Source organism: Nonomuraea sp. NPDC050790 (assembly GCF_044456745.1).
Lineage (GTDB): Bacteria > Actinomycetota > Actinomycetes > Streptosporangiales > Streptosporangiaceae > Nonomuraea.
In genome coordinates, this window is the sequence record NZ_JBITGF010000001.1 from 1,201,263 (window position 1) to 1,224,491 (window position 23,229).

Annotated in this window: 24 protein-coding genes; 10 read left to right on the forward strand and 14 right to left on the reverse strand. The window is 73.2% G+C overall.

Features of this window, described 5'->3' with window-relative positions; translation table 11 throughout:
- Window positions 1-106: 106 nt before the first annotated feature.
- From ACIBEJ_RS05365 to ACIBEJ_RS05415, 11 genes are all read right to left on the reverse strand, one after another.
- Window positions 107-1,264: a Glu/Leu/Phe/Val dehydrogenase dimerization domain-containing protein gene (locus ACIBEJ_RS05365; RefSeq protein ID WP_397181354.1), complete on the reverse strand. Its 1,158-nt coding sequence runs from the start codon at window positions 1,262-1,264 to the stop codon at window positions 107-109.
- Window positions 1,261-2,823: a thiamine pyrophosphate-binding protein gene (locus tag ACIBEJ_RS05370; protein WP_397181355.1), complete on the reverse strand. Its 1,563-nt coding sequence runs from the start codon at window positions 2,821-2,823 to the stop codon at window positions 1,261-1,263. Before ACIBEJ_RS05370 ends, ACIBEJ_RS05365 begins: the two co-directional genes overlap by 4 nt.
- Window positions 2,820-4,817, reverse strand: a complete 1,998-nt coding sequence (locus ACIBEJ_RS05375; RefSeq protein ID WP_397181356.1) for an acetate--CoA ligase family protein — start codon at window positions 4,815-4,817, stop codon at window positions 2,820-2,822. Before ACIBEJ_RS05375 ends, ACIBEJ_RS05370 begins: the two co-directional genes overlap by 4 nt.
- A complete protein-coding gene (locus tag ACIBEJ_RS05380) occupies window positions 4,814-5,974 on the reverse strand; it encodes an acyl-CoA dehydrogenase family protein (RefSeq protein ID WP_397181357.1) in 1,161 nt (386 codons plus the stop codon). Before ACIBEJ_RS05380 ends, ACIBEJ_RS05375 begins: the two co-directional genes overlap by 4 nt.
- Window positions 5,967-6,953, reverse strand: a complete 987-nt coding sequence (locus tag ACIBEJ_RS05385; protein ID WP_397181358.1) for an ABC transporter ATP-binding protein — start codon at window positions 6,951-6,953, stop codon at window positions 5,967-5,969. Before ACIBEJ_RS05385 ends, ACIBEJ_RS05380 begins: the two co-directional genes overlap by 8 nt.
- Window positions 6,950-7,726 (reverse strand): ABC transporter permease, encoded by a 777-nt coding sequence (locus ACIBEJ_RS05390; protein ID WP_397181359.1) that lies wholly within the window; start codon window positions 7,724-7,726, stop codon window positions 6,950-6,952. The genes ACIBEJ_RS05385 and ACIBEJ_RS05390 overlap by 4 nt, the downstream gene beginning before the upstream one ends.
- A complete protein-coding gene (locus ACIBEJ_RS05395) occupies window positions 7,723-8,553 on the reverse strand; it encodes an ABC transporter permease (RefSeq protein ID WP_397181360.1) in 831 nt (276 codons plus the stop codon). Before ACIBEJ_RS05395 ends, ACIBEJ_RS05390 begins: the two co-directional genes overlap by 4 nt.
- On the reverse strand, window positions 8,550-9,608 hold the full coding sequence (locus tag ACIBEJ_RS05400) for an ABC transporter substrate-binding protein (RefSeq protein WP_397181361.1): 1,059 nt from the start codon (window positions 9,606-9,608) through the stop codon (window positions 8,550-8,552). Before ACIBEJ_RS05400 ends, ACIBEJ_RS05395 begins: the two co-directional genes overlap by 4 nt.
- Before the next feature lie 76 nt (window positions 9,609-9,684).
- The gene (locus ACIBEJ_RS05405; protein ID WP_397181362.1) at window positions 9,685-10,275 is read right to left on the reverse strand and encodes a TetR/AcrR family transcriptional regulator; all 591 of its coding nucleotides are present in this window, start codon (window positions 10,273-10,275) and stop codon (window positions 9,685-9,687) included.
- Between the two features lie 94 nt (window positions 10,276-10,369).
- Window positions 10,370-11,329, reverse strand: coding sequence for an SMP-30/gluconolactonase/LRE family protein (locus tag ACIBEJ_RS05410; protein ID WP_397181363.1), 960 nt, complete (start codon window positions 11,327-11,329; stop codon window positions 10,370-10,372).
- A gap of 274 nt (window positions 11,330-11,603) precedes the next feature.
- Window positions 11,604-11,966 carry a winged helix-turn-helix transcriptional regulator gene (locus ACIBEJ_RS05415; RefSeq protein ID WP_397181364.1) on the reverse strand — a complete coding sequence of 121 codons (363 nt, stop codon included), beginning with the start codon at window positions 11,964-11,966 and terminating at the stop codon, window positions 11,604-11,606.
- Between the two features lie 95 nt (window positions 11,967-12,061).
- Between ACIBEJ_RS05415 and ACIBEJ_RS05420 the strand changes: the two genes are divergently transcribed.
- The 7 genes from ACIBEJ_RS05420 to ACIBEJ_RS05450 all read left to right on the forward strand — a co-directional run bounded on the left by ACIBEJ_RS05420 (window position 12,062) and on the right by ACIBEJ_RS05450 (window position 18,962).
- Window positions 12,062-12,691, forward strand: coding sequence for an NADPH-dependent F420 reductase (locus ACIBEJ_RS05420; RefSeq protein ID WP_397181365.1), 630 nt, complete (start codon window positions 12,062-12,064; stop codon window positions 12,689-12,691).
- A gap of 117 nt (window positions 12,692-12,808) precedes the next feature.
- On the forward strand, window positions 12,809-13,342 hold the full coding sequence (locus ACIBEJ_RS05425) for a calmodulin-binding protein (protein WP_397181366.1): 534 nt from the start codon (window positions 12,809-12,811) through the stop codon (window positions 13,340-13,342).
- A gap of 176 nt (window positions 13,343-13,518) precedes the next feature.
- Window positions 13,519-14,874 (forward strand): purine-cytosine permease family protein, encoded by a 1,356-nt coding sequence (locus tag ACIBEJ_RS05430; RefSeq protein ID WP_397181367.1) that lies wholly within the window; start codon window positions 13,519-13,521, stop codon window positions 14,872-14,874.
- 88 nt (window positions 14,875-14,962) lie between these two features.
- Window positions 14,963-16,543 carry a hydantoinase/oxoprolinase N-terminal domain-containing protein gene (locus ACIBEJ_RS05435; RefSeq protein ID WP_397181368.1) on the forward strand — a complete coding sequence of 527 codons (1,581 nt, stop codon included), beginning with the start codon at window positions 14,963-14,965 and terminating at the stop codon, window positions 16,541-16,543.
- Complete coding sequence (locus ACIBEJ_RS05440; protein WP_397181369.1) at window positions 16,528-17,625, forward strand: DUF917 domain-containing protein; 1,098 nt, start codon at window positions 16,528-16,530, stop codon at window positions 17,623-17,625. The genes ACIBEJ_RS05435 and ACIBEJ_RS05440 overlap by 16 nt, the downstream gene beginning before the upstream one ends.
- A gap of 108 nt (window positions 17,626-17,733) precedes the next feature.
- Window positions 17,734-18,279 (forward strand): YbhB/YbcL family Raf kinase inhibitor-like protein, encoded by a 546-nt coding sequence (locus ACIBEJ_RS05445; protein WP_397181370.1) that lies wholly within the window; start codon window positions 17,734-17,736, stop codon window positions 18,277-18,279.
- 62 nt (window positions 18,280-18,341) lie between these two features.
- Window positions 18,342-18,962, forward strand: a complete 621-nt coding sequence (locus tag ACIBEJ_RS05450; RefSeq protein WP_397181371.1) for a formylglycine-generating enzyme family protein — start codon at window positions 18,342-18,344, stop codon at window positions 18,960-18,962.
- Window positions 18,963-18,969: 7 nt separating this feature from the next.
- Here ACIBEJ_RS05450 and ACIBEJ_RS05455 read toward each other — a convergent pair whose 3' ends face one another.
- The 3 genes from ACIBEJ_RS05455 to ACIBEJ_RS05465 form a co-directional block, all read right to left on the reverse strand.
- Entirely contained in the window at window positions 18,970-20,007 is a 1,038-nt protein-coding gene (locus ACIBEJ_RS05455) for a glycoside hydrolase family 26 protein (protein WP_397181372.1), read from the reverse strand.
- A gap of 184 nt (window positions 20,008-20,191) precedes the next feature.
- Window positions 20,192-20,932 (reverse strand): GntR family transcriptional regulator, encoded by a 741-nt coding sequence (locus tag ACIBEJ_RS05460; RefSeq protein WP_397181373.1) that lies wholly within the window; start codon window positions 20,930-20,932, stop codon window positions 20,192-20,194.
- A gap of 10 nt (window positions 20,933-20,942) precedes the next feature.
- Window positions 20,943-21,641, reverse strand: a complete 699-nt coding sequence (locus ACIBEJ_RS05465; RefSeq protein WP_397181374.1) for an HAD family hydrolase — start codon at window positions 21,639-21,641, stop codon at window positions 20,943-20,945.
- Window positions 21,642-21,751: 110 nt separating this feature from the next.
- Here ACIBEJ_RS05465 and ACIBEJ_RS05470 point away from each other — a divergent pair, with 110 nt between their 5' ends.
- From ACIBEJ_RS05470 to ACIBEJ_RS05480, 3 genes are all read left to right on the forward strand, one after another.
- Window positions 21,752-21,997, forward strand: a complete 246-nt coding sequence (locus ACIBEJ_RS05470) for an SCO4226 family nickel-binding protein (RefSeq protein WP_397181375.1) — start codon at window positions 21,752-21,754, stop codon at window positions 21,995-21,997.
- Between the two features lie 15 nt (window positions 21,998-22,012).
- Window positions 22,013-22,375 (forward strand): cupin domain-containing protein, encoded by a 363-nt coding sequence (locus tag ACIBEJ_RS05475; RefSeq protein WP_397181376.1) that lies wholly within the window; start codon window positions 22,013-22,015, stop codon window positions 22,373-22,375.
- Window positions 22,376-22,623: 248 nt separating this feature from the next.
- Complete coding sequence (locus tag ACIBEJ_RS05480) at window positions 22,624-23,229, forward strand: hypothetical protein (RefSeq protein ID WP_397181377.1); 606 nt, start codon at window positions 22,624-22,626, stop codon at window positions 23,227-23,229.

A 23,229-nucleotide genomic window follows, 5' to 3' on the forward strand; every position in this document is an offset into this window, starting at 1 on the left:
GCACCTCCCACCCGAGCCATCTCCCACCCGAGCCATCTCCCACCCGAGCCATCTCCCACCCGAGCCACCTCCCACCCGAGGCTCCCGTCCGAGGCGGAGAACCGACCTACCTGTCCGAGGGGGAGAAGCGGGCGGCGATCATGGCGGCGTTGGACTCGGCCAGGCCCAGGGCCGCCTTGCGCAGCGGCAGGTCGTCGCGGGTGAGCGCGGCGACCAGGTCCCGCATGACGACGTCGATCTTGGCGAAGGCGGCCTCGGCTGTGGGGTCGATGTCGCCGAACAGCACCCACCACCACCAGGCGTTGGTCATCACGTTCGCCAGGAAGTCCGGCACGACCGGTATGCCACGGCCCAGCAGCACCGACTCCGCCTCCGGCAGCGTGGGCAGGTTCGCGCCCTCGACCACCAGCCCGGCCAGCACGCGGGTGGCCTCCCCGGGCCCCAGCACGTACGACATCGCCGCGGGCACCAGCAGGTCGGCGGGCACGTCCAGCCACTCCTCCCGCGAGCCCGTGCGGTCCTCGCGGCGCAGACAGGCCCGGTCCACGACGCCGTGCGGGTCGCGGGCGGCCAGCATGCGTTCGACGTCCAGGCCGGACGGGTTGCGCATGAGCCCGTCCCGGTCGGCGACCCCGACCACGCGCACCCCGGCCCGCGCCAGGTAGCGCGCCGCCGCCCCGCCGATCGAGCCGAAGCCCTGCACCACGGCCGTCTCCAGCCGCAGGCCGCGCGCCCCGGCCACCTCCAGGGCGGCCCTGGCCACGCCGTACCCGCCGACCAGGTCGGACAGCGGCACCCCCGCGACCGTCACCGCCATCGCGGCCCGCAGCCGCTCGCGCGCCCGCCGCGGCTCCTCCACCAGCGCGAACGCCGCCTCGACCGTCGAGGCCAGGCCGAGGGAGGCGGCGATCTCGTCCAGGGTCTCCTGGCGCAGGCCGAAGTCCTCGCCGGTGTTCCACTGGGCGCGGACCACGGGCAGGACCGCCGTCAGGAAGCGCTTCAGCACCCCGTGGGCCTGCGGGTCCAGCGGGTCGACGTCGATGCCGCCCTTGGCGCCGCCCAGCGGGACGTAGCGGTCGCCCGGGGTGTAGACGAGCGCCTCCTTGAGCGACATGCCGCGCGCCAGCCCGCGTACCTCCTCGAGCGTGCAGCCCTCGCGCAGCCGCAGACCGCCGCTGGCCACGCCGCGCACGAGGCTGTCGATGACGACGTACCCGCGCCGGCCGGTGACGGGGTCGGTCCAGGTGATCTCCAGCAGGCTCAAGGCGTCTCCTTCACGTGGATGAGCGTGGGCCGGTCGGCCGTGAGCGCCTCCTTGAGCGCCGCGGTCAGCGTCGTCTCGTCGTCGGCGCGCAGGCCGCGGGCGCCGAGCGCGCGGGCCAGCAGCGAGAAGTCGGGGGAGGGCAGGTCCACGGCCTGCCGCGGGTCGTCGCGGGCGGCCATCTCGGCGCGGATCTCGCCGTAGCCGCCGTTGTCGGCGACCACGACCGGCAGCGGCAGCCCGAGCTGCGCGGCGGCGGCCAGTTCGGCCACGGTGAACATCACCCCGCCGTCGCCCATCAGCGCCGCCACGGCCCGGCCCGGCAGGGCCACCGCCGCGCCGATGGCGGCGGGCAGACCGTAGCCGAGCGTGCCGTAGCCGGTCGGATGGAGCAGCCGCGCGCGCAGCCCGGTCAGCGCCCCGTAGTAGCAGACCATCGCGCTGTCCCCGGCCACGACCGCGTCGGGCCCGAGCCCGGCGTCGAGCGCGCGCACGATCCACTCCCACCGCGCGCCCTCCGCGCGGGCCTGACCGTCCTTGAGCGCGCGCCAGTGCGCCACCTCCTCCGGTACGGCGAAGCCCTCACCCAGCGCCCGGAGCAGCCGGTCGAGCGTGAGCGCGGCGTCCCCGGCCAGCGCGACGTCCGGCACGACGTTCGTCACGAGCTGGGCCGGATCCACGTCCACCCGCACCACCGCACCGCCGAACTCCAGCGGCCCGTTCCACAGATCCGACGGCGCCAGCTCGCACCCGGCCACCAGCACCACGTCGGCCCACGCCGCCAGCTCGCGCACGGCGGGCAGGTGCAGCCCCGCCCCGAGCGCCAGCGGATGCCCCTCGTCGAGCACGCCCTTGCCGTTGGCGCTGGTCACGACCGCCGCCCCCAGCCGCTCGGCCAGCCCGCGCAGCGATGCCGCCGCGCCCCGCGCGCCGCCGCCCGCGATCACCACCGGCCTGGCGGCCCCCGCGAGCAGCCGCACCGCCCGCGCCAGCTCCGCCTCGCCCGGCGCCCGCACCGACGGCCGGACCGGTGCCACGTCCGCGACCACCGCCCGCGCCTCCAGCAGGTCCAGCGGGAACTCCAGGTGCACGGGGCGTGGCCGTCCACCCGTCATCGCCGCGAACGCCGAGGCCACCGCGGACGGGATCTCCGCAACGGCGCCCACCCGGTGGCTGTAGGCGGCGACCGAGTCGAGGGCGCGGCTCTGGTCGCGGGTCTCGTGCAGGAACCCGCTGCCCGCCGCGTGCCCCGTCGGCATGCCGGGCGAGAGCAGCAGCACCGGCACCGAGTCGGAGTACGCCTGCCCGATCGCCGCCGCCGCGTTGAGCGTCGCCGGTCCCGAGGTCACCAGCGCCACCCCGGGCCGCCCGCTCGCCCGCGCGTACCCGTCGGCGGCGTACCCGGCGCCCTGCTCGTGCCTGGTCAGCACGTGCCGCACCCCGTAGGCGGGCAGGTGCCGGTAGATCTCCAGGTTGTGGGTGCCGGGGATGCCGAACACGGTGTCCACCCCGTGCGCGGCCAGCGCCCTGACCACGGCCTCGCCGCCCGAGCGGGCCGTCATCGCGGCACCACCAGCGCGTCCACGGCGAGCACGCCGTCCGGCCCCGCCCGCAGCGGGTTGATCTCGCACTCGGCGACGTGCTCCTGCTCGGCGATCACCCGCGACACCGCCGCCACCACCCGCGCCGCGGCCCGCTCGTCCACCGGCGGCGCGCCGCGCCAGCCGCGCAGCAGCGGGTAGGCGCGCAGCCCGCGCAGCATCGCCAGCGCCTCGTCCTCGTCCACCGGCGCCAGCGCGAGCACGACGTCCCCGTACAGCTCGCTCAGCGTGCCCCCGGCCCCGGCCATGACCACCGGGCCGAAGGACGGGTCGCGCCGCCCGCCCGCGATCAGCTCGACGACCCCGGCGCGCGTGTCCATCTCCTCCAGCACGTACTCGCCCGCGCCCAGCCGCGCCCGCATCCCGGCCAGCGCCCGCGCCACCGCGCGCCGGCCGCGCAGGCCCACGGCCACGCCGCCGGACTCGGTCTTGTGCGCCAGCCATCCCGCCTTCAGCACGTACGGCCCCGCCGCCAGCTCGGGCGGCAGGTCGTCCACGGCGACCGCCTTCGGGTACGGCACGCCGTACCCCTCGAACAGGGCCCGCGCCCCGAGATAGCCCGGAGCGAGCACGCGCGGCGCGGCGGACACCGCGGCCGGGAGCGCGACCGGGCGCAGGGCCAGCTCGGTGGCCAGCCCGAGCGAGGCCACGGCCTGGTCGACGGTCGCGTAGGTCGGCACCCCGCGCTCGCGCAGCGCCCGCACGGCGGCCGAGTCGCGGCGCATGCTGTGCACCACGACCGTGCGCCCGTGCGCGGCCACCAGCGAGCCGAGCGTGCCGGCCACCTCCAGCTCGCGCTCGCGCAGCGACGGCGCGTCGGCCCCGTAGGAACCGAAGTAGCCGGTGAGCAGCACGCTGTCCACCTCCCCGCCGTCCAGCAGCTCCGCGACCAGCTTCGCGTAGGTGGACAGGTCGCGCTCACCCGCCCCCGCCAGGTCGACGGGGTTGCGCACGGCCGCGCCCGGCGGCAGCAGCGCGGCCACGCGGGAAGCCGTGGCGCCGAGGGCGGGCACCGCGAGACCTTGCGCCGTGAGCAGGTCGGCGGCCAGCGCGCCCTGCCCGCCGCTGTCGCCGACGACCGCCACCCGCCGCCCGGCCGGCGCGGGCGCGCCGAGCAGGAGCTGGGCCAGGTCGACCGCCTGCGCGGGGGTGCGCGTGAGCACGGCGCCCGCGGCCCGGCAGGCGGCCTCGACCACGGCGGTGCCGGCGGTGAGCGAGCCGGTGTGCGAGCGCGCCGCCGCCCGCCCCGCCTCGCTGGCGCCGACGGTCAGCACGATCACCGGCCTGCCCCCCGCGCGCAGCGCCGCCAGCGTGCGCACCAGGGCCCGGCCGTCGCCGAAGCTCTCCAGGTAGAGCACGACCGCCCGGGTGGCGGCGTGCCCGGCCAGGTCGTCCAGGACCTCGACGGCGCTCACGTCGGCCTGGTTGCCGACCGAGACGAACCTGGACACCCCGATGCCCGCTTCCCCGGCCAGCCCGGCCAGTTCGAGCCCGAGCTGACCCGACTGCGAGACGATGCCGAGCGCGCCCGGCGAGAACGTGCCCCAGGCCAGCTCCAGCGCGGTGGTGGCGTCGTAGAGGCCCAGGCAGTTGGGGCCGATGAGGCGGGCGCCCGCGTGCCGTACCCGCCGGGCCAGCGCCGCCTCCTGCGCGGGCGGCAGGCCCGCGGTGATGCAGACGAAGCCCTTCACGCCCAGCTCCAGCGCCTCCTCCACGAGCGCGGGCAGCGCGGGCGCGGGCGCGCACAGCACGGCCAGCTCGGGCGGCTCCGGCAGCTCGCGCAGCGCGGGTACGGCCCGCACCCCGTCCACGACCGCGCCCGAGCGGCTGACCAGGTGCGCCTTGCGCCGGTGGGAGCCGCGCAGCGCCCCTCTGGCCAGCCAGTACCCCCACTTGGCCGGGTCGGCGGAGGCGCCGACGACGGCGACGGAGGCCGGGTCGGAGAAGACCCTCATCGGGCCAGCGACCGGGAGATGATGAGGCGCTGGATGTCGGAGGTGCCTTCCTCGATCTCCTCCAGCTTGGCGTCGCGCATCCACTTCTCCAGCAGGAACTCGCGCGAGTACCCCCAGCCGCCGTGGGTCTGCAGGGCGGCCCAGGTGCACCACATGGCGTTCTCCGAGGCGGTCAGCTTGGCGATGGCCGCCTCCTGCGCGCACGGCCGGCCGCTGTCGTGCACCCGCGCCGCCCGCCAGGTCAGCAGCCGGGAGGCGTCGACCTTGGCCGCCATGTCGGCCAGCCGGAAGGCGACCGCCTGGTGCCCGATGATCGGCACGCCGAACTGCTCGCGCTCCTTGGCGTAGTCGAGCGCGGCGTCCAGCGCGGCCCGCGACAGGCCCGTGCAGGCGGCCGCTATCAGGACGCGCGAGGCGTCGAAGGTGCGCATCAGGCCCTGGAAGCCCTGGCCCTCCTCGCCGAGGCGGTGCCCGGCGGGGACGCGCACGCCGTCCAGGAACACCTCGGCGCTGACGATCGCGCGCTGGCCCATCTTCGGCAGCGCGCGGCCGACGCGCAGGCCCGGCGTGTCACGCTCCACCACGAACGCGCTCACGCCGCGCGAGCGCGAACCCGGCGCGACCGTGGCGAACACGACGATCCAGCGGGCGTAGGGGGCGTTGGAGATCCACGTCTTCTGGCCGGTCAGCACGTAGTCCGAGCCGTCGCGCTCGGCCCTGGTCGTCAGCGCGGCGGCGTCGGAGCCGACGCCCGGCTCGGTCACCGCCAGCGCGGTCATGGGCGGGTCGTCGCCGGTCAGCGGGCGCAGCCAGCGGTCCTTCTGCTCCGGCGTGCCGAGCGCCTCGACCGGGCCGGCGAAGAAGCCGTTGGAGGTCAGCAGGTTGCCGATGCCGATGTCGCCGTAGCACAGCTCCTCGGTGACCAGGGCCTGGGTGACCAGGTCGGTGACGCCGCCCCCGCCGTACCGCGCGGGCAGCATGAACGAGGTCAGCCCGAGCTTGGCCGCCTTCGCCCACAGGTCCAGGGGCGACTCGTGGTCGGCGTCGTCGACCTCGCGGGCCCGCGGCCGGATCTCGCGCAGCGCGAAGTCGCGGGCCAGCGCCACGAAGTCGCGCTGGTCGCCGGTCAGCTCGAAGCCGTCGGTGCTCTCACGCATGGCTCTCCTCTGCGGGGACGTTGACGCCGTCGTGCTCGTTCCAGTGCGCGACGACCTCGTCGCCCGGCCGCGGCGGCTCCTCGGTCCGTACGGCGGTGCGGGCCACCAGGCGCTGCCCGCCGGGCCGTTCGACCTCGATGCGCAGCCCGCCGCCCACGTAGATCACCTCGCGCACCACGGCCCGCAGGCCGGGTCCGTCCGGCGCCCCGATCCGCAGGTGCTGCGGTCGCACCAGCAGCAGGCCGCCGCCCTCCTCCAGCAGGTTCGACTCGCCCAGGAACTCGGCCACGTACCGGGAGGCGGGCTTCTCATACAGCTCCCGCGGCGTGCCGACCTGCACGATCCGGCCTTCGCGCAGCAGCGCCACGCGGTCGGACATGGTCAGCGCCTCCTCCTGGTCGTGGGTGACGAAGACGAAGGTGATGCCGAGCTCGCGGTGCAGCCGCTTGATCTCCAGTTGCAACTGCTCGCGCAGCCGCTTGTCCAGCGCGCCGAGCGGCTCGTCCATGAGCAGCACCCGGGGCTGGAAGACGATCGCGCGGGCCAGCGCCACCCGCTGCTGCTGCCCGCCGGACAGGTGCGCGGGCCGCCGCTCGCCGAGCGCGCCCAGCTCGACCACCTCCAGCGCGTCCGAGACCCTGCGGCGCAGCTCCTCGCCCCTGACCCGGCGCCGGCGCAGCGGGAAGGCCACGTTTTCGAAGACGTTCATGTGCGGGAACAGCGCGTAGTGCTGGAAGACCATGCCGAGCTCGCGCCGGTGCGGCGGCACGCCGGTGATGTCGGCGCCGTCCACGAGCACCCGGCCCGAGGTCGGCTCGGTGAACCCGGCGACCACGTTCAGCAGCGTCGACTTGCCCGAGCCGCTGCTGCCCAGCAGCGTCATGAACTCGCCCGCCGCCACGTGCAGCGAGACCTCGTCCAGCGCGAGCGAGCCCGGATACCGCTTGGTCACGGCCCGCACGTCCACGGCGCCCGTCATGGCTTCCTCCGTCTCAAGAGCCCGGCCGTGGCGAACACGGCCAGGGTGACCAGCAGCAGCATGGTCGAGACCGCCGCCACCGTCGGGTCGATCTGCACGCGCACGCCCGACCACATTTGCACCGGCAGCGTCGTCAGGTCAGGCCCCGACAGGAACACCCCGGTCACCACCTCGTCGAAGGAGGTGACGAAGGCGAACACCGCCCCGCCGGCCAGACCCGGCGCGATGAGCGGCAGCGTCACCCTCACGAAGGTGCTGACCGGGCCCGCGCCCAGGCTCATCGCCGCCTGCTCCAGCCGCCGGTCGAAGGAGACCAGCGACGAGGAGACCGTGATCACCACGTACGGCACCGCCAGCGCCGTGTGCACGAGCACGAAGCCGAGCGTGGTCTGCGTGAGCCCGAGCTCCAGGAACGTCGCGTAGACCGCCAGCCCCACGATCACGTACGGCACCAGCACCGGCGCCATCACCAGCCCGGACACCAGGGCCCGCAGGCGGTATCGGCCGCGGACCATGCCGAGGGCGGCGGCCGTACCGAGGAGCAGGGACAGCAGCGTCACCAGGACGGCCACGCGCAGGCTCGCCAGCGCGCTGTCCAGCCAGACCGGGTCGGTGAAGAAGTTCTCGTACCAGCGCCCCGACCACTCCTTCGGCGGGAACTCCAGGAAGGAGCTGGCCGAGAACGAGGTGGGGATCACGATGAAGACCGGCAGCACCAGATAGACGGCGGTGAGCGCGGCCAGCGCCCACAGCGCCACGCGGCCGGGCCTCACGAGCCGCCGCCGACCATCTTGCGCAGGTCCACCAGCCGCGAGGCGAGCAGCAGCAGGGCCCCGGTCACCAGCAGCAGGACGACGGCCAGCGCGGAGGCGAACCCCCAGCGCAGCACGCCGGAGAGCTGCTGCACGATCAGCTCGCCGATCATCACGTCCTTCGGCCCGCCGAGCAGCGCGGGCGTGACGTAGAAGCCGAGCGTGGAGACGAACACCAGCAGCAGCGCGGCGGCCACGCCCGGCAGCGCGAGCGGCGCGTACACCCGCCAGAACGCGAAGACCGGCCTGGCGCCGAGCCCCTCCGCCGCCAGCAGCAGCCGCCGGTCGATGCCGCGCATCGTCGCGTACATCGGCAGCACCGCGAACGGCAGCATCACCTGGACCATGCCGATCGTGATGCCGGTGAGGTTGCGCAGCAGCGGCACCGGCTCGCCGGGGATGAGCGCGTTCACCACGCCGGTGTCGCGCAGCAGCAGCACCCACGCGAACGTGCGCACCAGCAGGCTCGTCCAGAACGGCACCAGCACCGCCGCCATCAGCACGCCCCGCCAGAACGGCCGCGCCACCGTCATCAGGTACGCGTAGGGGAAGCCGAGCAGCAACGTCACCAGCGTGACCAGCCCGGCGGTGGCGAAGGTGTTGCCCAGCACGTCCAGGTAGACCGGCGAGGCGAAGAACGCCGCGTAGTTGCCGAGGCCGGGCTCGGGGTCGGTGAGGCTGCGCGCCAGCACCGAGGCCAGCGGGTAGACGAAGACGACCAGCAGGAACGCCACCAGCGGCAGGACCAGCATCCCCCACCCGTCGCCGAACCTGCGCAGAGCGCTCACCCGGCCATCCACTCGTTGAACCGCTCGGTGACCTTGTCGTAGTTGGCGGCCCAGTAGGTGTAGTCGATGATCGCCGCCCGCTTGGCCGCGTTCGCCGGGTCGGTCGGCAGTTCCTTGCGCACCTCGGGGTTCACCAGCGGCAGTGCCTTGTCGTTGACCGGCGCGTACGCGGCCTGGTTGGCGTACTGGGCCTGGCCCTTGGTGTCGGCCAGGAAGTGGTTGAGCCACTGCATCGCCAGGTCGGCGCGCGGGTAGCCGGCCGGGATGACGACCTGGTCGTAGGACAGGAAGTGCTCGTTCCACTCGTTGGCCACCGGCTGGCCGTCCTTGGCGGCGGCGAAGATCCGGCCGTTCCACGCCTGGATGAGCGGGGTCTCGCCGCTGGAGACGAGCTGTTGCTGCTGCTCGCCGGTCTCGTAGAAGACGATGTCCTTCTTGATGGTGTCGAGCTTGCGGAAGGCGCGGTCGATGTCGAGCGGGTAGAGCTTGTCCTTCTGGACGCCGTCGGCCAGCAGGGCGGCCTCGAAGATGGCGCCGGTGGCGTACTTCCAGAAGCCGCGCTTGCCGGGGAACCTCGTGGTGTCGAAGAACTCGGCCCAGGTCTTCGGGTGGTTGGCGGCGGTGAACGCCTTGGTGTTGTAGGCGATGGTGAAGGCGTACTCGAGGACCGGGGCGGCGCAGTCGCCGACCAGTTCCGCCTTGACCGCCGAGGTGTCCACCTTGGTCTTGTCGAGCTTTACGGCCCAGCCGTTCTGGCAGGCGGTGACGGCGAAGTTGGGCTCGACCTCGACCGCGCCCCAGCTCACCTTCTTCGACTCCACCTGCGCCCGGAACTTGGCGTAGTCGGTGGGGGAGTCCTGCTTGACCGTGACGCCCTTGCTCCTGGCCCACGGCTCGACCCAGGCGGCGACGGACTTCTTCTGGTCGTCGCCGCCCCACATGACGACCGTGAGCTCCTTGGCGTCCGCTCCGCCTGCGCCACCGCCTGCGCCGCCACCGCACGCGGTGAGCGCCAGCAGGCAGGTCATCGCGGCCACCGTGGTCCGACGCGACATGCCGCCTCCATAATTGACTGGCGAGCCAGTTATTAATGGAGCACTGTGGCGCACGTCACGCGGGATGTCAACGGGCTCAGGTCTCCAGGTCGCGCAGGAACGCGTCGCAGACCTCGCTCATGCGCGCGACGGTCATGCTCCGCGAGCCCACCAGCACCTGGATCGCCAGGCCGTCGATCATGCCGATGAGCTGGTTGGCCAGCTCCACCGCGTCGCCCGCGCGCAGCATGCCCTGGGCCTGGCCGTCGCGGATGACCGCGGCCACGATGCGGCGCCACTCGCCGTAGACCCGCTCGTTGAGATCCTGGAGCTCCGGCTCCCGCAGGGCCTCGCTCCACAGCTCCATCCAGACCCGCCACGCCCGCACGGTCTCCGGGCTGTCGGGCAGGTACGAGCGGACGAACGCGCGCAGCCTCGCCCTCGGGTCCTCCCCGCTGTCGAAGATCGGGCGGCGGCGCTCGATCGAGCGGGTGAAGTTGTCGTCGAAGGCGGCGTGCACGACCTCGCGCTTGTTGGCGAAGTAGTAGTGCACGGTGCCGTTGCTCGTGCCCGCCCGCTCGGCCACGTCGGAGACGCGCAGCGCCCGCAGGCCCACCTCGGCGAGAACCTCGCAGGTGGCCCTGAGGATCTGGGCGCGGCGCTCGACCTCGACGCTGGGACGTGGCATGGGCTTCTCCTGGGAACGTGACGGCGGCCACCCGCCGTCGGGGCGCCTCCGCAAAGATAACTGGCCCGTTGGCCAGTTGTTCCCAGGCTCCGCCTCAGGGACGGGGGATGGAGACGGCGTTGTAGGTCGTGTCGGGGGTCGGCGGGGTGGTGAAGCGGGCGTTGGGCAGGTAGAGGCGCGACCCGTGGGCGGCCACGGTCGTCGGCACGTCGAACAGGGGGCTGCCCACGCGGCGCACGACTCGGCCCTCGGTGCCCGCCTCGTCCAGGTGCAGGACGGCCACGAGGTTGAGGCGGTTCTGCACCGCGTAGAGCGTCCGTCCGCGCAGCAGGAGGCCGTCGCCCTGGGGCAGGGACTCGGTGCCCAGGTCGATGCGGGAGGTGGCGCCGGATCCGTCGACGCGGAACAGGCCGCCGGTGTTCGACTGGACGATGATCAGCGCCTTTCCGTCGGGCGTCCGGGCTATGCCGTTGGCGTTGATGCCGGTGCCGTACACGATGTCGCCCGTGAGCGGGACGCGCTCGGCCGCGGCGGGCAGCCGCCCGCCGCGCAGCGGCAGCCGGTACAGGACCGGGTTGGTGGAGTCGGTGAACCAGGCGGCGTCGCGGGTCAGGACGACGTCGTTGACGAACGCGGGCGGGTCGCTCAGCCGGTAGGAGGCCAGGACGCGGCCGGTGCGGGTGTCCACGACCCGGGCGTCGCCCGCCACGCCGCCGGCCACGAACAGGCGGCCTCGGTCGTCGAGCTTCATCCCGACCGACGGGGTGCCGGGGCCTTCGCTGATGATCGCGCCGCGGCCGGTGCGCAGGTCGGCGCGGTAGATGGAACCGTTCGCCAGGGACCCGAAGTAGGCGAACGGGCCGGAGCCGATGGCGATCCCCTCGGGCCGGAACCCGTTGGGCAGCGGGATCGTCTCCGGCGGCCCGGCCGACGGTCCCGCACGGCCCGACGTCGCTCCGGCCTGGCCGGAGGTCGCTCCGGCGGGGCCGACGGTGGCGGCGGCCAGGACGAGCGTGGTGACCATCGCGCCGAGGAGCCTGATGGTTCGCAGCATCTGATGCCCTCTTTCCAATCGTCTCGGCACCCACGCTAGATCGCCGAGCGGCGTCCGCAAGGGCCTGGTGCGGGTGAGGAGAGGTCGGTGCTCACCGCCCGCCCGGCCTCGACCGGCGGCATCGCCAGGACCACCCGCTGCTGGCCGGCGGCCACCCGCACCCACCTGCCGCCGTAGCGGACTCGCAGAGGGTCCGAGCGTCCGAAACCGCAGCGCCGCGTGCCTCCCGGTCCGGCACCGTCGCGGACCCTTCGTCAGGAGGCGGCGTCCGGAGTCACACCCGCGTCATCGCCGACCGTTCCTGGGCGTCGAGGAGCTGGTCGCCGTGCTCCACCACCCAGCGGCCGAGGGCGTTCAGCGGGCCGTCGACCAGGCTCCGGCCGAGGTCCGTCAGCGCGTACTCGACCCGAGGCGGCGCCTCGGCGTGCGCCCGGCGGTCGATGAGCCCGCTGGCGAGCAGGCGGTGCAGCGCCTGCGTCAGCACCTTGTCCCTGATGCCGCCGATGGCCAGGCGCAGATCGCGCCGCCGCCTCGGCCCGGCGGCCAGCGCCGCCAGCACCACCGGATCCCACGTGTGGACGAACAGGTCGGTGGCCGCGCGGACGCGGCAGTCCGCGAGGAGCTCGTCTCGATCCATGTTCCTGACCCCCGTCCGTTACTCACCTTTCGGTGCGTATCGGACTTTCTATCGTGATCGGCAGAGGTTGCCCCGACGGGAGAGGAAACACGCGGATGCGCTTGGGAATTCTGGGCACGGGGACGCTGGCTGCGGCGCTCGGCGAGGGCTGGGCCCGCGCCGGGCACGACCTGGCCGTCGCGGGACGGTCGGCAGCCAAGGCGCGGGAGCTGGCGGCCCGGCTGGGCGGGGGAGTGCGGGCGCTTCCGCCCCGCGAGGCGGTCGCGGGCCGCGACGCCGTCCTGCTGGCGGTGTCCTGGCACGGCGCCGAGGACATGCTGCGCGCGGCCGGCGCGGACGGCGGCGCGCTGGAGGGGATCACGCTGATCGACCCGACCAACGCCGTCGAGCACGGCGTGGGCGTGCTGCTGGCCGGACCCGGCGAGTCGATGGCGACCCGGATCGCCGCGCTGGCGCCGGGCGCGCACGTCGTGAAGGCCTTCAACGTCTTCCCCTCCGAGCAGTGGACCGGCGGGACCCGGCCCGTCACCGTGGCGATGTGCGGCGACGACCCGCGCGCACTGGAGGTGACCGGCGCGCTGGTGCGCGACGTCGGCGCGGTCCCGGCCGTGCTGGGGCCGCTGGAGCGTGCCCGCCAGCTGGAGGAGGTCGCGGGCTTCGTCATCGGCCTGGCCTTCGCGGGCACGGATCCCGGCAGCGCCGTACCGGCTGGTGACATTCCGTAGTCGGTCGGGTGAGAACTGTGACGCCTGCTCTTGGTGATGCCCCTGCGCCGGGGGAGGCTGGCCCGTGGTGGGCCCTCATCGTCGAGGGCCCTGACCTGCGAAGGAGCACCATCCCCGATGACCAAGCTTCTCTGCGCCGCCCGCCGGGCCGCCGTGGCCGTGCTGGCCGTGATGATCGGCCTGGCGATCCTCGCCGTCCCCTCCGGCGCGAGCGCCGCCGCCGGGCCGCTGTGCGCGAAGACCGCCGCGCTGGCCGCCTCCCTGCCCGCCCCCGACAAGCAGTCGCAGTCCCGCGCGGCCGAAACCGCGTACTTCGAGATGACCGACATCACCCGCGAACGGTTCGTCATCAAGCTCACCGACCCCGCCAAGATCGCGCACGCCCGCAGGATCCTCAGCGGTGAGGAGACGCAGCGCGTGCACGTCATCGGCCGGATCATCAAGCGGACGGCGGACTACAACCCGCGCTGGAGCTTCCACTTCAACCCGGACACGATCGACTTCTTCGAGGTCGCCATCGAGGTGTGCGACTCCACGATCCCCTACACCGAGGACCACCTCGACGAGGCGTGCGGCCCCTTCCTGCCCGGCTGCGTCTGGTGCCCCTGGACCTCCAGGCTCACCCGCGAACTCGGGGCGCAGAGCGTCTGACCCTCCCATAGCCCGCACCCAGGGCGAAGGCCCGCCGCACACGGCTCCGCGACGAGGGCGGCACCGCGTGGGGCGGGCCCCCACGGAACGTTCCCGGCAAAGTGCCTCTTTTGATATCGCGATCTCTTCTCTAGCGTCGGCATATTGGCTGGCACATCTCCCGGAAGGGATCCCCGATGGCGCACCCCCCGGCCGCAGAGGCGGCCTTACCCCCCGACACCGGCCTGGCCCGCGAGGACTACGCGCTCGAACGTGTCCCCGCCACCGCCCGCTACGGCTGGATGACCATCGCCGTCCAGCGTTTCGGACTGCTCAGCGCCCTGTCGCAGTTCCTCCTCGGCGCCACCCTCGGCCTCGGCATGACGTTCTGGCAGGCGGTGCTGGCCGTCACGCTCGGCGCCGCCATCCTGGAGGTCGTCGCGATCGCGCTCGGCATCGCCGGGATGCGCGAGGGCCTGTCGACCAGTCTGCTGGCCCGCTGGGCCGGATTCGGCAGGTACGGCTCCGGCCTGGTCGGCCTGGTCATCGCCACCGCGCTGCTCGGCTGGTTCGGCGTCCAGACCGCCGTGCTGGCCCAGGGCGTCTCCGGCCTGCTCGGCGGCTCACCGGCCTGGATCTGGGCCATCGCCGGCGGCCTGGCGATCACCGCGATCGTGGTGCATGGCTTCGCCGGCATGGCCTGGACCGCGTGGATCACCGTCCCGGCGTTCCTGGCGCTGGCCGGCTGGGCGATCGCCGTCGAACTGGCCAAGCGTCCCCTCGGCGAGCTCATCGCCTCCGACCCCGCGGGCCCCGCGATGAGCCTGGCCCAGGGCGCCACCCTGGTCGCGGGCGGCTTCATCGTCGGCGCGGTCATCTCGCCGGACATGTGCCGCTTCAACCGCAACGCCGCCGACGTCGTCAAGCAGACCGTGCTCGGCATCTCCCTCGGCGAGTACGTGCTCGCGCTCGTCGGCGTCCTGCTGGCCCACGCCCTGCGTACCGGCGACGTGGTGACGATCGTCACCACCACCTCCGGCACGGTCGGCGTGCTGGTGCTGATCACCGCGACCGCGAAGGTCAACGACTGGAACCTGTACGCCGCCAGCCTGGGCGTCACCAACACCCTCTACACCGCCTTCGGCCTCAAGGCCGGCCGGGCGGCGGTCACCGTGGCGCTCGGCGTCGCCGGCACCGCGCTGGCCGCGCTCGGCATGGCCGACCACCTGGTGGGCTTCCTCATCCTGCTCGGCGTGGCGATCCCGCCGATCGCCGGGATCATGGTGGCCGAATACTACGTCGTGCGCACGTGGCGGGCCGCCCTGGACAGCTCCCGCGAGCAGGGCGCCCTGCCCGCCCGCTCACCCGGCTGGGCGCCCGCGGCCCTGGTCGTCTGGGTGGCGGCCGCCCTGATCGGCCACTACGTCACCTGGGGCATCCCCGCCCTCAACGCGCTGCTGGCCGCCTTCGTCCTGTACGCGCTGGCCGGCAAGGCCGGGCTGACCGGCGCCAACCGGGCACCGTCCGCGGACCCCGAGGCGCGTACCGCATGATCCGGGGCACCTACCGCACGAGCCGGGCAGCGCACCGCGTGATCCGGGGCACCTACCGCAATCCTCCCGCAGACAGGAGCACCGCACCGTGCGCATAGGCATCGACGTGGGCGGCACCCACACCGACGCCGTCCTGCTCGACCCGGCCATGAACGTCGTGGCCACGATCAAGACGGCGACCACCGCCGACGTGACCCAGGGCGTCGTCACGGCGCTGACCGACCTGCTGGACGGCCAGAACCTCGACCGCGGCGGGATCACCGCCGTCATGATCGGCACCACCCACTTCACCAACGCGCTCGTCACCCGCCGCCGCCTGGCCCGCACCGGCGTGGTCCGGCTCGCGCTGCCGGCCACCGCGGCGCTGCCGCCGACCTCCGACTGGCCGGCCGAGCTGGTCGCGGCCATCCGCCCGGCGGTGCACCTGTGCCACGGCGGTCACGAGGTCGACGGCCGTCCCATCTCCCCGCTGCGGCCGGACGAGCTCAAGCGGGTCGCCGCCGACCTCGCCGCCCGCGACATCACCACGGTGGCGATCAGCTCGGTGTTCTCGCCCGTCACCGCCGAGGCCGAGCTGACCGCCGCCGACATCCTGCGCGCGGAGCTGCCGCACCTGCGGGTCAGCCTCTCGCACCAGATCGGCCGCATCCGGCTGCTGGAACGGGAGTCGGCCACGATCGTCAACGCCTGCCTGCTCGACCTGGCCGACGAGATCGTCGACGCCTTCACCGGCGCGCTGGCCGCGGTCGGGGTGCGCGCCCCGCTGTTCCTGTCGCAGAACGACGGCACCCTGATGGACGCCGAGTACACCCGCAGCTACCCGGTGCGGACGTTCGCCAGCGGCCCCACCAACAGCATGCGCGGCGCCGCGTTCCTGGCCGACGTCACCGACGCCGCCGTGGTCGACATCGGCGGCACCACGGCCGACGTCGGCGTGCTGACCGGCGGCTACCCCCGCCAGGCCACCACGGACGTGGACATCGCGGGTGTGCGCACCAACTTCCGCATGCCCGACGTCGTCTCCGTCGGACTGGGCGGCGGCAGCCGCGTCACCCTCGACCCCGGCCTCCGGGTCGGCCCCGACTCGGTCGGCTACCGGCTGACCGAACAGGCCCTGGTCTTCGGCGGCGGCACGCTCACCGCCACCGACCTGGCCGTCGCGGCGGGCCTGGCCGATCTCGGCGACCCGGCGCTGGTCGGCCACCTCGACCCCGATCTCGTCCGCCGGGGCACGGCGTGGATGGCCGAACGCGTCGCCGGACTCGTCGACAGGATGCGGCTGAGCGCCGAACCGCTGCCCGTCGTCATCGTCGGCGGCGGCAGCATCCTCATGCCGCCGGACCTGCCCGGCGTGCCGGAGGTGCGCATCCCCGAGCACCACGGCGTCGCCAACGCCATCGGCGCCGCCATCGGGCAGATCGGCGGCGAGGTGGACCGCCTGTTCCTCACCGGCCCCCAGCTCACCCGCGCCGGCGTGCTGGAGCAGGCCCGCGCCGAGGCGGTCGAGCTCGCGGTCACGGCCGGGGCCGCCCCGGCCAGCGTCGAGGTCGTGCACGTCGACGAGATCCACGTCAACTACCTGCCGGGCAATGCCGTGCGCGTCATCGTGCGCGCCGTCGGCGACCTCGACCTCACCCGGAAGGAGACGCCCCAGTGGGCTACGACCTGACCCCGCAGGGACTGCACGACCTGGCGGAGGGCGCCGCCGTCCTGGGCACCGGCGGCGGTGGCGACCCCTACATCGGCCGCCTGCTGGTGGAGAAGGAGATGGCGGCCGGCCGTACCGTGCACGTCATCGGCGCGGAGGAACTGCCCGACGGCGCGCTCGTGCTGCCGTCGTCGATGATGGGCGCGCCGACCGTGTTCGTGGAGAAGCTCCCGTCCGGCGAGGGCAACGTGGCCGCGTTCCGCGCCCTGGAAGAGCATCTCGGGCGTACGGCTCACGCCGTCATGCCGACCGAGTGCGGCGGCCTCAACAGCATGATCCCGCTCATGCTCGCCGCCCAGCTCGGCCTGCCCGTCGTGGACGCCGACGGCATGGGCCGCGCCTTCCCCGAGCTGCAGATGCAGACCTTCGGCGTGCTCGGCGTGCCGGGCTCGCCCATGGCCATCGCCTCCGACCACGGCGACACCTGCATCATCAGCGCCGGTGACAACAAGCGCATGGAGCACCTCGCCCGTGCGCTGACCGTCCAGATGGGCGGCGCCTCCTACATCAGCGACTACCCGATGGAGACGGCCGACGTCGTGCGTACCTCCGTGCACGGGACGCTGACGCTGTGCCGGCGCATCGGCGAGACGCTGCGCGAGGCCCGCGCCACCCACTCCGACCCGTTCGACGCCCTCACCAAGATGCTCGCCGGCACGATCTACAGCCTCGGCGCCGTCCTGTTCCACGGCAAGGTCGTCGACGTCGAACGCCGCACCGTGGACGGCTTCGCCCGCGGCATCGCCAGGCTGGAGGCGAGCGGCGACCCCGGCGACGTGCTGGAGATCACCTTCCAGAACGAGCACCTGGTCGCCCGCCGCAACGGCACCATGGTCGCCATCGTCCCCGACCTGATCTGCACCCTCGACACCGAGTCCGGCGCGCCCGTCCCCACCGAGTCCCTCGCCTACGGCCAGCGCCTGACCGTCTACGGGATCTCCACGCCGCCGATCATGCGCAGCCCCGAGGCCCTGGCCTGCTTCGGCCCGGCGGGCTTCGGCCTGTCCGACGCCTACGTCCCGCTGGAGGACCTCGTCACCTGACGCTCAGCAAGATGACAAAGGGCGGTGTTATGGAAAAGTGGCTGGTGCCCGGCGGAAAACGGGATTCATATGCTGTGGCGGACCCGGAAACCTCCTGGGGAGGCACCGATGGCCGTCGCCAGAATCGCGTTGACCGCTTTCCTCGCCATGGGCCTGGGCGCCCACGGCACCGCGTTCACCCTGACCAGCAGCGCCTTCGCGCCCGGCGGGGTGATCCCGGCGGTGCACGAGTGCACCAGCGGCAGCCCCGGCCCGCAGAAGAAGAACGAGTCCCCGCCCCTGTCGTGGACCGGCGCGCCGGCCGCCGCCCGCAGTCACGCGATCGTCATGCGCGACCTCGACAACAACAATCTCATTCACTGGGTGATCTATGACATCCCGGCGGGCGTGACCTCGCTCCCGCAGAACGTGGCGCACGCCTACCGGCCGCCGGTCCCCGCGGGCGCCAGGCAGGTCTACTACCGGGGGAGCGCGAGCCTGTACGGCTACCAGGGCCCGTGCTCGCCCCGCACGGTCAACACCTACGAGTTCGTGGTGCACGCCCTCAACCGGGCCACGCTGACGGAGCTGACGTCGGCCTCGTCCACGCAGACCGCGGCGCGGGTCATCGCCAACGCGTCGCTGGGCTCGGCGCGGCTGTCCGGGGAGTCGTGAACGCTTCCCCGTGATTGCCCTATCCTTCCCTATGGTGCGCACGTATAGGGAAGGAGCCGCTGGTGGTGCCGATCGCGGCGGGTGAGATCGTCCTGCGGGACGAGGGGACGCGGAAGACCTGGACGGTGCGGGTGCCCGCGTTCGAGCTGGCCGCCCATCCGGTCACGCGGGAGGAGTACGGCTCGGCGGGCCGCGAGCCGGTGACCGACGTGTCGTGGCGGGAGGCGCTCGTGTTCTGCAACCGGCGCTCGGCCGAGGACGGGCTCGCGCCCTGCTACGCGCTCGGCGACGACCCCGACGCCCTCGACGTGACCTGCGACCCGGCCGCCGGCGGCTACCGGCTGCCGACCGAGGCGGAATGGGAGTACGCCTGCCGCGCCGGCTCCACCGGCGAGCGCTACGGCGACCTCGACGCCATCGCCTGGCACCGGGGCAACGCGGACGGGGCCGCGCACGCGGTGGCCACCAGGCGGCCGAACGCCTGGGGCCTGCACGACACCATCGGCAACGTGTGGGAGTGGTGCTGGGACCTGTTCGACCCGGCGGTCTACGGCCCGTACCGGGTGTTCAGGGGCGGCGGCTGGCAGGATCCGCCGCGGGGCTGCCGCGCCTCGGCCCGTCGTAAGTCGCACCCGTCGCTGCGCATCGACGACCTCGGCTTCCGCCTGGCCCGCACCCCGTGAACGCGGCTCAGCCGGGCGTACGCTGGTTGAGGTAGGGGTCGCGGCCCACCTCGGCGAACGACTCCACCACCCCGGGCCCCTCCAGCCGGAAGTCGCAGCCGTCGGGCGACTCGGGGTTCAGTACAGCGTTCCACTGCAGCAGCGCCTTGATGTTCGGCATCGACTTGAGCGCCTCGGGGATGCCGCGGAACCAGTCGGCCTTGGCGGCGGGCTTGCGCGGATCCACCTCGGTGCCGTACTCGCCGATGATGATCGGCTTGTCGTCGAACCCGTTGGCCTGGAACCAGTCGTAGGTCGGCCTGAGCGTCTCCTCGAAGCTCTTCCACGCCGCCCCGCGGCAGGTCGCGAAGTTGTACGGGTCGTAGCTGATCCAGTCCACGTACGCGTCGCCCGGATACAGGGCCTGCCACTGGTCCTTGTACTCCATGAACCCGGTCACCGCCCACACCCAGATCACGTTGGTGACGCCGAGCTTCTCGAAGCGGTCGTGGATGTGCCGGTAGGCGGCCACGTACTCCTTGGGGGTGCCGCTGGTGGTGCGCCGGTCCATCTCGCCGTCGAAGCCGATCATGACGGGCTTGCCGTACTTCTTGATGCGCTGGGCCTGCTTGTCGATGACGGAGGCGTCCAGGGTGCCGGAGGCGATGTCGCGCCACAGCAGGGTGCGCTCCGGGGTGCCCCAGATCTTGGCCTCCCAGCTCAGCAGCAGGAGGCGGTCGCGGCCCAGGGCGACCTCGTCCTCGCGCATGAAGGTGCCGTTGGGGCCGGTGGACATGTCGTGGTAGCTGAAGACGATGTCGAGCTTGCGGCCGAGCTGCGACTCCATGTCGCCGATCGCCTGGACGACGGGGGTGCGGTTGCCGGGCGGGGCGACGTACATGCCCCAGTACGCGCCACACGGCGGCACCAGCTTGTCGGTGGGGGCGCAGGTGGCGGCGGGAGAGGCGGGCGCGCTCGTGCCCGGTACGGCGGGGGCCGTCGTCGGGGCGGCGGCGGGGGGCGGGGTGGTGCTGCAGCTCGTGGCGAACAGGACCAGCAGGGCCATCCATCCGGCTCTCGCGAGGCCGCGCCGTCCGGCGGAAATAGGCGACAAGACCAGCCGCTCCTATTCATCGTAGTAGTTTATTGTTCAAGCAAATAGCAGGATCGCAGCCCCGTGAAGACGACTATAGGAGGGCGTCGTCCCGGCGTCACCTGCGGGTTTGCTGTGAATCTACGATGATCAACAGTCAGCGCTCGATGAGCGTGACCTCCAGGGAGTAGTGCGAGGCGCGGTAGACGTGCGAACCGTGCTCGACGGCGCGGCCCTGGTCGTCGTAGGTCGTGCGGACCATCGTCAGCAGCGGCGCGCCCCGCCGCTCGTCCAGGAGCTTGGCCTCGGCCGGGTTGGCCGCGCGTGCTCCTATGCGCTGGTTGGCCACCCGCATCCGCACGCCGGCGCCGCGCAGCAGCTCGTACAGGCCGCGGCCCTCCAGGTCGGCGGCGGTGAGCGTGGCGAGGCCCAGCGGCAGCCAGTTGTGCAGCACGGCCAGCGGCTCGCCGGAGGCGAAGCGCAGGCGCTCCAGGTACAGCACCTCGGCGCCGGCCTCGACGCCGAGGATGGGCGCGATCTCCTCGGCGACCGGCCGCGGCTCCAGGGCCAGGACCTGCGTGGCGGGCTCCTGCCCGGCCCTGCGCAGGTCGTCGTAGAGGCTGGTCAGCTCGACCGAGCGCTTGACCTGGCCGTGCACGACCTGGGTGCCGACGCCGCGCTTGCGCACCAGCAGGCCCTTGTCGACCAGGTACTGGATCGCCTGGCGGATCGTCGGGCGCGACAGGCCGAGCCGGTCGGCGAGCAGGATCTCGTTGTCCAGCCGCGATCCGGGCGCCAGGTCCCCGCGCCGGATGGCCTCGGCGATCTGCTCGGCCACCTGGAAATACAGGGGGACGGGGCTGGACCGGTCCAGATCGATCCCCAGATGTGCGGACATGCTGATCAGATTATCCGAGGTCAGAATGTCCTGACAAATAGCCGGGAAGCTCGCTCAGCGTGGCGATCCTCGCATGCCCCTCCGGGACCGTCCCCGCGCCCAGGCGGTCCAGCCACAGCGAGCGCATCCCCGCCCGCGCCGGGCCGGTGACGTCGTTGACGAGGTCGTCGCCGACGAGCAGGACCTCGCCGGGCTCCAGCCCCAGGCTCGCGGCGGCGGCCAGGTAGCCGGCCGGCTCGGGCTTGAAGTGCCCGCCGAGCACGTCCCCGCTCAGCACCGGCCCGATCTCGCCCAGCCCGATCGCCCGCATCTTGGCGGTCTGGACCGGGTTGCTGCCGTTCGTGAGCACGCCGAGCCGGTAGCCGCCGAGTCGCGCGAGCGCCTCGTGCACGTCGGGGTAGGCGCTCCAGCCCGCGCGGTAGTGGCGGGTGAAGGCGGCGAAGGCCGCGTCCGGATCCTGCGGTACGGCCAGCTCCAGCGCCAGGCAGATCCCGCGGATCCGGCGCCTGCGCTGCTCGGCCAGGTCGCACTGCCCGGCGTGCCAGGCGGCCAGGTGCACCGTCTCCAGTTCCTCCCACACCCGCGCCGCCCGCCCGTCCTGCCGCCGGTCCGGGCAGCGCTCGGCCACCCAGGCGGCGATCCCGGCGTCGGCGGCGGCGCGATGGTCCATCAGGGTGCCGTCGAGGTCGAAAAGGATGCCTTTGATCACCTGCCCATCCTCCCGCATCGGGCCAGAGCCTGACTTCTTGGGCAAACCATGAGAAACCGCTGGCCCGGGTCAGACCTACGCTGGATGAATCCGTACTCGGGGGAGGAACCATGAAGTTCATGGACGTCCATCACGGTATGCAGGGCATCACCGCCGACCAGCTCCGCGAGGCCCACGACGCCGACCTGGCCATCCAGTCGGAGGAGAAGGTCACCTTCGAGCAGGCCTGGGCGGATCCGGACTCGGGCCTGGTCTACTGCCTGTCGGACGCGCCGGACGCCGATGCCGTCCAGCGGATCCACCAGCGCGCCGGGCACCCGGCCGACGAGATCCACCCCGTGCCGCTGATGATCTGAAGGGGGCGAAGGAGCATGATCGAGGTCAAGAACGTCGACAAGCCCGACGAACGCCGGGACTTCCCGCGCGGCCACCTTGAGGTGTGCAACCTGAGCGGGCTCAGCTTCGGCATCGCGACCATGGAGCCCGGGTGGCGGTGGTCGGAGTCCGTCAAGCCGATCGCCGGCACCGAGCTGTGCGAGGTCCACCACAACGGCTACGTCGTCCAGGGCCGGCTGCGCCTGCGCATGGCCGACGGCACCGAGGCCGAGGTCGGGCCGGGCGACCTGTTCGTCTGCCCGCCCGGCCACGACGCCTGGGTGGTCGGCGAGGAACAGTTCGTCGTCTACGACTTCGCGGGCGGCGCCGCCCAGTACGCCAAGCGCGAGGACGGCTAGGAGCCTTTCCGCGCCAAGCGCGAGGACGGCTGGGAGGGGGTTCGCGCCAAGCAGGCGGCCGGTAGGGAGCAGGTCGCGCGCCGGGCCGCTGAAGGGCGGTGGGCACGTGTCTGGTGAGAGGTCGCGCCGGGCCGCGAGAGTGGTGCGGAAAGCAGGTCCCGCGCTGGGCGTGGGGGGTGGCCGGGCGCGGGCAGGCGCGGGCCTCGCCGTACGCGGGAATGGGGCCGCACACGGCACGAGGGGGGACGATGTTCATCCAGGTCATTCAGGGGCGGGTGAGCGACGCCGCGGCGATGCGCGCGGCGGCCGAGCGGTGGGTGCGCGAGCTCGCGCCCGGCGCGCCCGGCTGGCTCGGCACCACCGCCGGCGTCACCGACGACGGCACGCTGGTCCTGCTCGCCCGCTTCGCCTCGCGCGAGCGGGCGCAGCGCAACTCCGAGCGCCCGGAGCAGTCGGACTGGTGGCGGCAGACCGAGCGGCTGTTCACCGGCGAGGTCGCCTTCCACGACTGCGACCAGGTCGAGACCTACCTGGGCGCCGGGTCGGACGAGGCGGGGTTCGTGCAGGTCATCCAGGGCCGCGTGACGGATCTGGAACGGCTGCGCGCGATCATGGCCGACGCCGAGCAGGACCTGGCGCGCCTGCGCCCCGACCTGATCGGCGGGGTCGCCGCCGTCACCGGCGACGGCCTCTACACCGAGGCCGCCTACTTCACCGGCGAGGAGGAGGCGAGAGAAGGGGAGCGCCGTCCGATGCCGGCCGAGCTGGAGGCGGCGTTCAAGGAGTTCGCGGGGCTGTTCGAGAGTGGGCCGGTCTTCCACGACCTGCGCGACCCGTGGCTGCACTCGCCCTGA